The following is a 12,067-nucleotide window of genomic DNA, read 5'->3' on the forward strand; positions in this document are numbered from 1 at the left end:
ATGGGTTTTTGAAAAAAAGTTATGTGATCATCCGCTATAATTCCAATCCGATGTTTTTTTCGTTTTTTTGTTCTTTTTGACGAAAAGAATCCTGCGATTTCTCTATTATTTTCTTAGAAGTATCACTTGCATCCTTCGCGACATAAAAGAACATTCCGGGATTCGCCTTTTCAATATATTCTTTTACTTGTTCTGTGCGATTAAGCCCTCTTGGTTCGTACGGTGTATGAGTTGCAATCGAAGTAAGCCAATTGGTAATATCTGCCCGTAATGTTTCTTGAGAATGATATGTCTTGTCTTTGCCCTGACCGGTTGTTTGCGGCCGGTAAATCGGGGGTTGTTCTTGCGAAACGGTATATGTCTTTTCATATGGGGGAATCTTAGACAGCTGTGCGGCATTCCAATAGTAATTATATTTAATACTGTCATCGGCACCCCGAAAGCCCATTACAGTAGCTTTTTCATTGTGGCCGATATGATATCCGTTTGAAAAAATATCTTTTCTGGAGTACCATCTCGGATCGGAAGAACCGAGTTCCTGTTCTCGGATTTTTAACCACACTGCGGTAAATCCTTGGGGTTCATAGTTTGTTTCAGGAAAATAAGATAATCGGGTGTCGCCGTTGTGGCTTTTTAACCACGGTGCTTCTTTTGTGTCAACCAATTTACTTATGGTTGATTTTACCTTTTCTCGAAAAGTTTCGTACTTCTTTTGATCAACGTCGAGCTTGTCCCGTTCAGCGGCCTCTGTTTTCAGAGCCTCGAAACGGGCATTCATTTGCTGTTTTTTGACTTGGGTATTATTATCCCCATAAAACGCACTACTCATAAAGAGGTCCTTTTTATTTTGTTTTATGGGTATATGTAATGTAAAACACTGTTGTAGTTGTGTCAAGAGGATAATCGACGGTCTTGACGGTTTGTATTTTGTCTATTATATTCGATCTGCCCATAAACAAACGCGGAGAAACAATTATGCAAAACTTTCTTCACGTTTTTGTTCCTCATAAGGAAAACAGTTTTTATACGTTATATGTATTCGGTTGCTACGAAGAAAAAATACCTATACTGAACGGTACGGATTTTAGTTTTACTCCCGGAGCCCTTCTTGTTTTGTATTATACCTATCCGGCTCATCGGCGTGCGTATATTGTGCGTTTCACTGAAAACGGGAAAACTGAACTCCCCGGGTTATCGGAGCCGATACATAAAATCATATGTGTGTATGCGTCAAAAGTCGATAAGTTGAAAAAAGCTTTATCCTATATCGGCGAGCATTATTGTCCTCCGTTTATACTGCCGGATATGTTTTATCTTCGACTGGAACGTCTTTTACTCCGAAAAGGCAAGCTGAATTATGAAGCGTTGCGGAGCTTGTGTGAGCAACAAATACGGGAGGCATTATGAACCGTGTTATTACTCCCGAAATTGAAAAATATCTTAACCTTGAATCCGCGGTTTTACAGACCGAAACAAAAGATTATCCTGTAACACTTGCGCTTATCGGCAATGACTTCCTATGGCTTATTGTTCCTGCATCTGTAAAAGCGGAATCACAAAACCCTGTTTTAAAACTGCGTGTTTTAAGCAGGTATACATCACTGTCTGTTACCTTCAAAAAAATTATGCAAAAAGGCACTCATAATCTTATTTTGTATGAGTATGACAAAACACATCTTCCGGCCCCCGTAAATGAAAAACTTAAATTTTTGTTCACCTTAACGGGTATGGTACAAAAGCGCAAAAATGAACGCATCGAGATAGATGAGACTATTGAAAAACAAATCGGCATATTGCAAGGTGCATCATTTCTAGTCGATGACGAATGGCAGGAATGTATATTAAAAGATATATCATTAGGCGGCTGCCGTTTTTTTTGTTTGGGGAAACTGCATGCCATTGCTCCTGCTGTCTCGTCGGTAGCATTGCGTGTATCTTTTACAAATCCGGAAGAAGACTATATCCTACCGGCAAAGGTTGTACGGAAGATTATTATGGAAAGACAAGGAGAATATATATCGGATTGCGCATTGGAATTTCCCGAACAAGTGAATATGCACTTCGAGCAAAGAATCTTATCTTATTTTCATAACTAGCATACGTAATTAGCTTCAAGTGAAGCTAATTACACCTTATCGAGTCTCCCTTATCAGAAGCTTATCAAATTGATTGTTGACTGTTTTACCGGCTGTAATACACTTATCTCATTGTATGATAATAAAATAGAAAAATACGTATTATTAGCAGGTGTAATGTAATACACTTATCTATATATAATGCAAATAAATACAGTAGCCCGTATAACCTTTTTTATCTTGCCCTGTATACGGGCTACTGGAGAAAGATAACTACCGGATTTCCTGTCTCAGGTGCCCGATATGAAAACGGCAAGCAAACAGCCGGAAGTCCCGTAGGTGTGCTTGCCGCAGATTGCGGGCGCAAGCCCGCAGAAAGTTTGATTTTATATAACCCGAAGGGGAAAGTTATGAATTCAGTTTTAGCAGTCCCGGCGGACGTATAAGCGTCCGCCGGCATAGCCTGGAAAAAATAGCTTCAAGTAAAGCTAATTATTGTCAAAGTAAAAAGGCAGCATACTAAGAATTAAGAGCTTTTTTTAATCCCTGCTGTAAGGTTTGAGAAAAATTAATTCCGGCAGCTTCAGCCTTATAGTTCAACCACGCCGGGATAGTTACCGTTTTTTTTACCGCTTTTTCTGAAAACTGTTTTCTCCAAAGATCGGTATCGGCTAAAACGTAGGAGACAAACCCGTCTTTTGCTTTAATATTTTCTATCGGACTCGGCGGTGAAAAAGACTGTTTGTTATCTTCATAGTGTGCCAGCATCATTGCCAATGCATCTGCAGCCATTTCAATAGCTTGAGGAATTGTATCCGCACAGGTAAAACAACCGGGAATATCGGGAACACTTACACTGATTTGCAGACCGTCTTTTTCAAATATGACCGGATAGGTATACTTCATTTAAAATCTCCTTTTTGCTTAATTGATACCTGCTTCTTTTAAGATATTGTAAGCAGTTCCTTTTGCTATATCACCTTTATGACGGGGAATCGTTATCAATTTTCCCGTTTCCGGATGAATTGCTTTATCATGTTTTGCTCCTGCAATTATTTCATACCCTGCTTTTTTCAGCAGTTTTTTGATTTCATTTGCAGTCATCTTATTCCCCTTAAAAACAGTATAATACGTGTTAATACGTATGTCAACTTTTTTTGTTTTTCACTCTCTATTCAAAAAATGTGTTTACTTTTTGCTTTAATGGTACCAGTTTTTTAACGGTTTCTTCCAGTTCAAAACGAGTATACAGATTGGTCATTGCTTCCGATTTATGGCCTGCCATCAGCATTGTTGTCGAGGTATCTACAAGACGCCGGGTTCTCGTGACATAAGTATATCGCAATCCATGCGGAGTTATTTTTCTTCCTTCCGTTATGATTCCTACCTTTTTGATTGCTCTCTTAAATTCGCTTTCCGCATATTCCTGGCGTACCGGTTTTCTATTATGCAAAAAAATAAAGTCATCATCTTTGTAATGATTTTTGCTTATCCATATACGTAAAAGCTCTTTTGTTATTTCCGGAATAAGTACAACTCTATGACGTAAGTTTTCTGTAGAACCGGTTTTACAAAAATCTTGACGTTCCCCTTCAGGAAGTAAAAAACCGTCAACAATTACAGCTTGCTTATCTTCCAAAAATTGACAAGCTCTAAATCCTCGTGCTTCTCCCAATCTTAATCCGGCCGATAAGCTCAAAGTAAAAAACACATAAAACATTTCAGAGGAAAAATTATCGCGCTGTAAAAATTGTTCAATTTCTGAAGTTGATAATACGCTTTGTTTTTTTGAATTACGTTTGAATTTCATAAATAGAGGTTTTGCAACGGTGTGTCCGTTCCAGATTGCTTCATTATAAATCTCTTCGAAAATTTGTAAAAATCGATTTTTCCAGCTTCCCGATTTGTTTTGATTTATGAGGTATGTTTGTATTTTTATAACACTTAAATCCGTAATGTTTTCATTTCCGAACACTTGTATAATATGGTCTACATAATTGCGTGATTCTTTTAAAGTTCTGAGATTGACGGATTTTCCGAATTGTTCCCTGCGTGTACAATGAGCGGAACCCGGAATATACATATACCGGGCAATGTCTTCAATTTTGGCAGAATAAAAGCAAGGTGCAGGTAATGCTTCAATGTAAGCTTCGGCTTCACTTTTGGTATTACATCCTCTACAGGCTTTTTTTATTTGCTTTCCCGCAGGATCATAATACCAGTAATACCATTTTTTTGATTGTTTACCGTTTTTACTCGTTACGGTTTTCTTAAACAGACGATATATCATTTTCTTCTCCTTCAAATAGGGCTTATGCCCGTTTTATTCGCCTTAATTAAGACGTAAAAAAGAAAAGAGAAGTAAATGTTTACATTACAAGCAATTATATTGGGCGCTGACGGGATCGAACCGCCGACATTTTGGGTGTAAACCAAACGCTCGTACCAGCTGAGCTAAGCGCCCGTAACTCTTTTATAATATCGGATTTGCAGCTTTGAGTCAAGCGGTTTGTCTAAAAAGTCGGTTACTTTTTAGACAAACCGTCGAGTTTAGAATTAAGTCATTGTAATATAAAGACTTAATTCTAAACATCGCAGGCAAAATCAAGGTACCTGTAAAAAACTGAAGTTTTTGACAGAGGATTTTTTGATAATTTCAGGCGATTTTGCCGATATTTTGTCGGCAGACCGAACAGCAGGGGGATAAACCGCTTGCACAGAGCCTTTTTTTTCGGTACACTGGACTTTATGAACAAAGCTCTTCAAACACTTAAAGAACGCGGATTTTTTCAGCAATGCACCGATACCGAAAAACTTTCGGATTTAATGGATAAGGGGCCGGTTACCTTTTATGTCGGAACCGACCCGACGGCAGGAAGCCTTCATATCGGCCACTTGGTGCCTCAGTTTGCCCTGCGCCATTTGCGCTCGGCCGGACATATCGGTATTTCTTTAATCGGCGGCGGTACCGGACTCATCGGAGACCCTTCGGGTAAAACCGAAATGCGTAAAATGCTCAGTTACGAGCAGTTAAACGAAAACGTCGAAAAAATAAAAGAGCAGTTAAACCGTTTTATCGGTTTTGACGGCAAAACGGCTTTCCCCGAAAACAACGAAGAGTGGCTTGCCGAGCTTAATTATATAGATTTTTTGCGCGACATCGGCTCATGTTTTTCGGTTAACAAAATGCTTACTTACGAAGCCTATAAAAAGCGCATGGAAACGGGTCTTTCCTTCCTTGAGTTCAATTACCAGCTTTTGCAAAGCTACGACTTTTTAATGCTCAATGAGCGCCACAACTGTACCTTGCAAATAGGCGGGGATGACCAGTGGGGGAATATTGTAGCCGGTGTCGATTTGATTCGGCGCAAAACGGGCCGCGAAGTGTTCGGTTTAACCTTTCCGCTTATTACGCGGAGCGACGGTAAAAAGATGGGCAAAAGCGAAAAAGGTGCCCTCTTTTTGGATAAAACCCTTACGCCCGTATTCGACTTTTTTCAATATTGGCGCAATGTTGCCGACGCCGATGTGCGTAAATTTATGCTTTTGTTTACCTTTTTACCGATTGACGAAATCGACGGCCTTTGCAGCGCCGATATCAACAAGGCAAAAGAACGCCTTGCTTGGGAAGTTACCAAAGAAATACACGGTAAAGAAGAAGCCGATACCGCTTTGGCAGGCGCAAAAGCCGCTTTTTCCGGCGGAGGAGATAAGGATGCCATGCCGACGGCTAAAATCGAACGTTCGGCTTTTGAAGCGGGCATAGGCGTTATCGACTTATTCAGCGCTGCGCTCTTGGGCGGTTCAAAAAGCGATATACGGCGCCTTATAGAGCAGGGCGGGGCGGTTGTAAACGGAAAAACGATAACCGACCTAAAAGCCCTTATAGGCTTAAAAGACGCCGACGAAGCCGGCGAGTTTATCCTTCGCGCCGGCAAAAAAAAGTTTGTGCGTGTTGTAATCGCTTAAACTTGACATGCTTAAAAATCGGCTTTCCTCTTTTCGGCGGCCGATTTTTTTTTGCGCCCCGCCCGGAAGCGGATAAAAAAGATAATGCCGCAGATAACGAATACAAGAGCGGCAAGGTTTAAAGCCGATAAAAGTATTGGGCTTATATAGCCCCCCTTATGTAAAAGTCCGGATACAACCGCTAAAATCAAGCCTCCGGGGGCAAAAAGCGACAAGAGAATATTTTTTTTGCGTTTTTCGGCACGGCGTTCTTCGTTTACGCCGAACAGACGAATAAAAAAACTCTTTATTTTTTCGGCAAGGCGGCGGACAAAGCCGGGATTTTTCAGCCGATGCAGGGCCTCATAGCCTGCAAGCAAGTCTTCCTGGGTAAAATCGGCGCGCTGGATATTTTCTTCAAGCTCGATTTCCATACGTTCTATTTTATCCTTTACATCCGCAATTGTTGCGGGAACGGTTATCCAGCCCAGTTCCTTTGCGGCCTGTAAGCGCCTGAAACCGGCAATCAGGGTATAATCGCTGTCAAGAACGATGGGGTTTAAAAGTCCGTACACACGCATACTGTCCGCAAGGGGCTCTATGTCCGTTTTATCTTTACGGATACGTTTTTTTATTTTTATGTCTTCAATTCGTACCAGCATGGAACATCCTTTATTCGCCGCTTATAAATTCAATCAGTCAAAAAACTTATTGCTGTCCGGCAGGCGCTTATCTTCATCGTTTTGCTCATTTTCCGAAATATTTCCGGTATGGGATACATCGCTTTGATTTGAAAAGTCGGTGTATTTTCCCGCGTTTGCATCGTTCAAAAAGGAAAGGTCGAGTTTTAAGCCCGTTTTGTCTTTTATTTTTTCTTTCTTTACGCCCGACATAAAATATTCGGAAAAAAGCCGCTGGGCTCCCAAAAGTTCGGCCCTCTCGCGATTTGTATGCAGTTCGCACAAGCCGACCGGCTGTGTTCCTTCCAAAAAGACCTTTGTCGTTCTGTGATTTCCGCAGGCGGGCGATAAAATACCTCCGGACACGGAACAAACGGTCGCTTCGACAATGCCGGTTGTGGGTTTTGTAAAGGGTTTATAAGGCAGGCCTTCATGGATGGCACCCATAAAATCTCCCCAAGCAGGACCGGGAAGACTTGAACCGTTCAGATACACACCCATTGACTCTCCCTTTGCATCAAAGCCGAACCAAAATGCCGCCGTATAGTAGGGGGTAAAACCGATAGCCCATGCATCGGACCAGTTTTGCGTCGTACCGGTTTTTCCTGCAGCGGGGATTATATAATTTCTACCGTTTTCGTTTTTATATTGAAGTTTTTTACCCCAATTTGAACCGTATCCCAGGGTTCCTTCAGGATGGGAAACGGTATTGGTTAAAAGGTCGGTCATAACGTATGCGGTTTGCGGGCTGATAATTTGGGCCGCTTCCGCCTTTTCCTGCTGGGCAAGGCGGATATCCCTTTCCGGATTCAGTATAACCTTGCCGTTTCTGTCTTCGACGGAGCGTATAGCCATGGGGACAACTTCTTTTCCCTGATTGGCAAAAATTGCAAAGGCCCGCGCCATTTCGACGGGACGGACCGAACATATTCCCAACCCCAAAGGATAAACGCGCTCGAATTTACGCTCGGCGAGTTCTTCCCGCTTTAAGCCCAATAAGGCGGCCGCCTGATTGATTGCCGCATCAAATCCTATATCGCGTAAAATCTTAAGAGAAGGAATATTCATGGATTTGGTGAGCGCATACCACAGTTGAACCGAACCGTACCATGCTCCCTTATTGTTTTGCGGAATATACAAGGTTCCGTCTTCTTTTTCGAATATCGTAGGTACATCGTATATGAGGCTTGTCGGGGTAAACTTTTTTGAGTCTATTGCCGCCGTATAATACAGGGGCTTAAAGGAGCTTCCCGGTTGAACCTTTGCCTGCACTGCGCGTATAAACTGATTGTCCTGGCCGTATTCGCTTCCGCCGACCATGGCTGTAATATAGCCGGTTGCATTTTCTATGGCAATCATCGTGCCTTCAATTTTTTGTTTTTTGCGCGATTCTCCGGTGAGAGCCGTTGTTCTGTTTACGACGTCGACACGCAGTTCTTCCATGCCGAACATAAGCGATAAAACATCCAAGGCGGGATTTATATCGTTTTTAAAAGCCGCCATGGCTATAACTTCGTTTCGCTGTTCGGATATTTTCAGCTGGGGAATGTCAAAAACGATGGACAAAAGCTCGGTCATGGGAATATAGGTCGCCGAGGCATTCGATTTGCGTACGCTGCTTGTTGTTTGCCTATAGCTGTTATTTGCCCAGGTTATATAACGGTTCATAATGTTTTGCGCGGCCGTTTGATGTTTCATATTCATTGTGGTGTGTACGGTATAGCCTCCCGTATATACATCCATAGTGCCGTACATGAGTTTTTCCAATTCTTTGCGGGCAAATTCGCTGAACCAGGGTGCCTTGTCCTCTCTCATATAATATGCCGATGAGCTTATGCGCGTATAATCGAAGTTAAGCCAAAAGTCTTCGAAACTTTGGTCGGCTTCTTCTTGAGTCAGATATCCTGCGGCGGTCATTTCGTGTAAAACGTATTTTTGTCTGTCCATAGCCCTGTTGGGATATTCAAAAGGATTGTAATGGCCCGGATTTGATAACTGGATCACCAGGATTGCAGCTTCGGCGGGGGTTAATTCACGCGCGCTGTGTCCGAAATAGTATTTTGAGGCGGCATTGATGCCGTAGGTTCCGCCGCCCAAATATACTTTATTCAGATACAGCTCCAAAATTTCCTGTTTGGAGTAGCGTCTTTCCATTTGAATCGCCCACCACAGTTCTTTAATTTTTCGTGTTACGGATATTTCCGTACGGTCAAGGTAGAGGGTACCCGCTATTTGCTGGGTTAAGGTGCTGCCTCCGCCCAATGAGCGGCGCATAAGCTGTCCGATGACTGCACGGGTAATGGCTTTCAGGCTGAAGCCCGCGTGTTTGAAAAAGATATTGTCTTCACGCGTTATAAGGGCGTCGATTACGTGCTGGGGAAGCTCGGCAATCGTAATAATTTCGCGTTTTTCATCGGATGCGAATTCGGTAATAAGTTCTCCGTTTATATCCAAGAGTTTTGTGGGTAAGGCGGCGGTAAATTCGGTAAAATGTTCGTTATTTTTTAAATGGCGGGTCATTCCGAGCATGGCACCCGTAAATGCACCGAGCAGTACGGAACAAAGCAGTACTGCAAAGCCTGCCATAATGATTTTTCGTCGGATTTTTTTCATATATTATATAGAGTAGTAAAGAGGGGCTTTTTTGTCAAGGTACGCGAATCGGGCCGAGAGATTAAATAAAAAAGGCCGGCTTTTGCGCCGGCCATGCCATCAAGGCAATCGAGTGAACAATGGGTGGGAGGGGATTTGTTCACCCGACATTTTAATTATCGGCTCAATCGATAAAATCTTTAATAATTATTCTTCGCTTACGCTTACGTCGAAAGACACCGACACCCTGTAAGTGCGTCCGTTTTCCGCTTGCAAAACCCGTACCGCTTCATAATCACCGAGGGAAAATCTCAATTGATGTGTACCCGGTTCCACAACGAGGGGTTTCGAATAATCTTTAATTTCGGTATTATCCATAAAAAAACGGGTGTTTTTTGGTGCCGAAAGGTAGAGCAGGGGGACTATATCCTGAAGCTGTACTTCCAAGACTGAGGTTTTTGCCTGTTCTATCATAAAACTGCGTACTTCGTTGCGGTAATGCTCCGATACGATATTCAATCTGTGCATACCCGTTGTCAAAAGCATGGGGCTGCGGCCCAAATCCAAAGGTTCTTCGTCGATAAATACCAAAAACTCTTTTTTATCCTTATCTTTCAGTTCCGGCGGATATTTGATTTGTAAATCAAGCAGTCCCTGATTGGTTAACACGGGTTTTACTTCAATCGAAAAAACGGAATTAATCAGCTCTTGGGGAACCCCCTTCATAACCAGCTGGAGCCTGAAAAAAACGGTTTTTACGGGTTTTGTAAAAAATGCGGGTAAAATGATGGTGTACGGATTTTGCCGTATCGTGTGCTCTTTTATGAGAGGAATCTTAATATTGCATCCGAGCCTTCCGGGAAAGGTGTCTATATGCATGCGCTTGCCCGAATAATCGATAATATCCGCAGAAGGTTCCGGTTCTATGTCCGTGTAAAGCGCATAGGCGATTGCATCGGGAAATTCCGCCGCTATAGGAGGAATCTTTATTTCCAGTTCAACGCCCTGTAAAAAAAGACTTTTTTCCGGCAAAGTTAAGACGAGAACGTCGTTTACATCGAGCTGGACGCGCGCGGCTTGGTTTTTTTCCGTTATCGGGAGCATGACGGTTTTATGCACCCGAAAGGTTTCCGCAAATCCCAACAAACCCATATGCAAAACCAATACAAAACAGGCGATTCTTTTATCTTTCATACCCATAGATTACCGGATCCGAAGTTCAGTATTCACGCAAGAATTTTTTTACAAGAGATGAAGGATCCTGTGCTTTACCTCCGACTTGAATTTCAAAATGCAGGTGGGAGCCCGTTGATAATCCGGTATTCCCCACCGTTCCGATTTGCGCTCCTTTTACCGCTGTGTCTCCCGTTTGCACCGAAACCGTTTTTAAGTGGGCATACATACTTTGCATGTTATTATCGTGCTGCAAAATAATGTAATTGCCGTATCGTTCGTCAACACCGATAAAAGCGGTTATCCCCGATTTACAGGCAAATACGGGAGTTCCTTCCGGAGCGGCGATGTCTATTCCCCGGTGAAAACTCTGTCTTCCGGTTATGGGACTGACCCGTGTTCCGAAGGCCGAAGAAATAACGCCCCGGGCCAGGGGAGATATCATACCGGAATCGGCGAAAAAAAAGCGCTCCGTAGGATTCAATCTTCCCTGGGGAAAAAATACGTAGTGCACTCCGTTTACGGTACAGCGCAATTCCCCCTCCGTTTCAGGATAACGCGTTTTTAAAATAAACTCAAGCGGTGTAACGGGTTTTTCCGCTATGAATAAACCTGCACAAGTAGGAAGATATAAAATCTTTTCCGCCGTTGAAGAATCTATAAACGCAAGTTTATTCAAAAGGGCTATCGTTTCATAGGGGATATTACAGCGGGATGCTATGCTTAAAAGGTCGTCATTTTTTTCCGCCTTATATGTGTATAAAAACATATTCGCTTTTTCTCCCCGTGCGGCCGCCTTATAATTTTCGCTTACATCCTGGCTGTATTGTTTAAATAAGGGATCCGAGAAATTGAGCTTTTTTATACGCGGATAGGTATCCGTACTGCCGTCGGCAAAAAGAAAACCGCATATGTGCAGGGGGCACGCTGCAATACAAACCGCTGCGATAAGGAGGCGCGGTATTCGCGTTTTCATTTTTTTTTGCCCGATCCGATTTTTATTGCAAGGGCGGCTGCCGAAGCCGAAAGGCATAAGATAAGTACGGAGGCGGAAAACGCATCGGGCCTTTTAACCGCAAACAGCCACAAGGGGTATACAAACACAAAGGAAAAAATAAGGCAAAATGCGGCAACGATACTCAGTTTTAATACAAAAAGCGATACGGAACGAAGTAGCGTAACTATGTTTTTCATGTCCTAAGTATATCACAAGAACAAAAAAAAAGCAGGAGGCCGTCTTAAAAGTCCGGTGCTTTTATGACAGCTCCCTGCCGGATTTTCCCGGGCTTGCCGTATTCTTTTACCGCGGCCTCGTAAGGCCTGCGAAATCGAGTCTCTTTTGGCGCCCGGGATACGGAACGGCTGCCGAAATAAAATCGTCCTATCAGGCAGCCTGTCCGATTGTTTTATGCCTGTTCGATTGCTTCGGTAGGACAAACGCCTGCGCAGGAACCGCAGTCTATACAGGTTGACGCTTCAATTACGCGTGCGGATTCGGCTTCGGAAATTGCGCTTACGGGACATTCGCCTTCACAGGCTCCGCAATTTACACATGCATCGGTGATTTTGTATGCCATAATTAACCTCCTGAGAGTTAAA

General features: G+C 42.9%; 12 protein-coding genes and 1 tRNA gene. 2 read left to right on the top strand and 11 right to left on the bottom strand.

Annotated features, from left to right (window positions below):
* Positions 1 to 34: 34 nt before the first annotated feature.
* Positions 35 to 829, bottom strand: a complete 795-nt coding sequence (locus V1L52_RS05460; protein ID WP_428771400.1) for an ArdC-like ssDNA-binding domain-containing protein — start codon at positions 827 to 829, stop codon at positions 35 to 37.
* A gap of 574 nt (positions 830 to 1,403) precedes the next feature.
* On the opposite strand from V1L52_RS05460, the gene V1L52_RS05465 reads away from it, so the two are divergent.
* On the top strand, positions 1,404 to 2,096 hold the full coding sequence (locus V1L52_RS05465; RefSeq protein ID WP_428771402.1) for a PilZ domain-containing protein: 693 nt from the start codon (positions 1,404 to 1,406) through the stop codon (positions 2,094 to 2,096).
* 498 nt (positions 2,097 to 2,594) lie between these two features.
* Here the strand turns inward: V1L52_RS05465 and V1L52_RS05470 are convergent, their stop codons facing one another.
* From V1L52_RS05470 to V1L52_RS05485, 4 genes are all read right to left on the bottom strand, one after another.
* Positions 2,595 to 2,981 carry a type II toxin-antitoxin system HicB family antitoxin gene (locus tag V1L52_RS05470; protein WP_428771404.1) on the bottom strand — a complete coding sequence of 129 codons (387 nt, stop codon included), beginning with the start codon at positions 2,979 to 2,981 and terminating at the stop codon, positions 2,595 to 2,597.
* 18 nt (positions 2,982 to 2,999) lie between these two features.
* Complete coding sequence (locus tag V1L52_RS05475) at positions 3,000 to 3,179, bottom strand: type II toxin-antitoxin system HicA family toxin (protein ID WP_428771406.1); 180 nt, start codon at positions 3,177 to 3,179, stop codon at positions 3,000 to 3,002.
* 67 nt (positions 3,180 to 3,246) lie between these two features.
* A complete protein-coding gene (locus V1L52_RS05480) occupies positions 3,247 to 4,365 on the bottom strand; it encodes a tyrosine-type recombinase/integrase (RefSeq protein ID WP_428771408.1) in 1,119 nt (372 codons plus the stop codon).
* Positions 4,366 to 4,465: 100 nt separating this feature from the next.
* Positions 4,466 to 4,539, bottom strand: a tRNA-Val gene (locus tag V1L52_RS05485).
* Between the two features lie 284 nt (positions 4,540 to 4,823).
* Here V1L52_RS05485 and tyrS point away from each other — a divergent pair.
* Entirely contained in the window at positions 4,824 to 6,044 is a 1,221-nt protein-coding gene (tyrS, locus tag V1L52_RS05490) for a tyrosine--tRNA ligase (protein ID WP_428771410.1), read from the top strand.
* A gap of 11 nt (positions 6,045 to 6,055) precedes the next feature.
* Here tyrS and V1L52_RS05495 read toward each other — a convergent pair whose 3' ends face one another.
* From V1L52_RS05495 to V1L52_RS05520, 6 genes are all read right to left on the bottom strand, one after another.
* Entirely contained in the window at positions 6,056 to 6,685 is a 630-nt protein-coding gene (locus V1L52_RS05495) for a ParB N-terminal domain-containing protein (RefSeq protein WP_428771412.1), read from the bottom strand.
* Positions 6,686 to 6,718: 33 nt separating this feature from the next.
* Positions 6,719 to 9,316: a penicillin-binding protein 1A gene (locus V1L52_RS05500; RefSeq protein WP_428771414.1), complete on the bottom strand. Its 2,598-nt coding sequence runs from the start codon at positions 9,314 to 9,316 to the stop codon at positions 6,719 to 6,721.
* A gap of 186 nt (positions 9,317 to 9,502) precedes the next feature.
* The gene (locus tag V1L52_RS05505; protein ID WP_428771416.1) at positions 9,503 to 10,489 is read right to left on the bottom strand and encodes a hypothetical protein; all 987 of its coding nucleotides are present in this window, start codon (positions 10,487 to 10,489) and stop codon (positions 9,503 to 9,505) included.
* Between the two features lie 25 nt (positions 10,490 to 10,514).
* On the bottom strand, positions 10,515 to 11,444 hold the full coding sequence (locus V1L52_RS05510) for a M23 family metallopeptidase (RefSeq protein WP_428771418.1): 930 nt from the start codon (positions 11,442 to 11,444) through the stop codon (positions 10,515 to 10,517).
* Entirely contained in the window at positions 11,441 to 11,662 is a 222-nt protein-coding gene (locus V1L52_RS05515; protein WP_428771420.1) for a hypothetical protein, read from the bottom strand. The genes V1L52_RS05510 and V1L52_RS05515 overlap by 4 nt, the downstream gene beginning before the upstream one ends.
* Before the next feature lie 212 nt (positions 11,663 to 11,874).
* Positions 11,875 to 12,045 carry a DUF362 domain-containing protein gene (locus tag V1L52_RS05520; RefSeq protein WP_428771422.1) on the bottom strand — a complete coding sequence of 57 codons (171 nt, stop codon included), beginning with the start codon at positions 12,043 to 12,045 and terminating at the stop codon, positions 11,875 to 11,877.
* Between the last annotated feature and the right edge of the window lie 22 nt (positions 12,046 to 12,067).

This window comes from Treponema sp. HNW, assembly GCF_050320395.1.
Lineage (GTDB): Bacteria > Spirochaetota > Spirochaetia > Treponematales > Treponemataceae > Treponema_C.

Coding starts and splice junctions, on each gene's coding strand:
- V1L52_RS05470 (WP_428771404.1), bottom strand. CDS start 2,981: ATGAAGTATACCTATCCGGTCATATTTGAAAAAGACGGTCTGCAAATC.
- V1L52_RS05480 (WP_428771408.1), bottom strand. CDS start 4,365: ATGATATATCGTCTGTTTAAGAAAACCGTAACGAGTAAAAACGGTAAA.
- V1L52_RS05475 (WP_428771406.1), bottom strand. CDS start 3,179: ATGACTGCAAATGAAATCAAAAAACTGCTGAAAAAAGCAGGGTATGAA.
- V1L52_RS05510 (WP_428771418.1), bottom strand. CDS start 11,444: ATGAAAACGCGAATACCGCGCCTCCTTATCGCAGCGGTTTGTATTGCA.
- V1L52_RS05465 (WP_428771402.1), top strand. CDS start 1,404: ATGAACCGTGTTATTACTCCCGAAATTGAAAAATATCTTAACCTTGAA.
- V1L52_RS05520 (WP_428771422.1), bottom strand. CDS start 12,045: ATGGCATACAAAATCACCGATGCATGTGTAAATTGCGGAGCCTGTGAA.
- V1L52_RS05500 (WP_428771414.1), bottom strand. CDS start 9,316: ATGAAAAAAATCCGACGAAAAATCATTATGGCAGGCTTTGCAGTACTG.
- V1L52_RS05495 (WP_428771412.1), bottom strand. CDS start 6,685: ATGCTGGTACGAATTGAAGACATAAAAATAAAAAAACGTATCCGTAAA.
- tyrS (WP_428771410.1), top strand. CDS start 4,824: ATGAACAAAGCTCTTCAAACACTTAAAGAACGCGGATTTTTTCAGCAA.
- V1L52_RS05460 (WP_428771400.1), bottom strand. CDS start 829: ATGAGTAGTGCGTTTTATGGGGATAATAATACCCAAGTCAAAAAACAG.
- V1L52_RS05515 (WP_428771420.1), bottom strand. CDS start 11,662: ATGAAAAACATAGTTACGCTACTTCGTTCCGTATCGCTTTTTGTATTA.
- V1L52_RS05505 (WP_428771416.1), bottom strand. CDS start 10,489: ATGAAAGATAAAAGAATCGCCTGTTTTGTATTGGTTTTGCATATGGGT.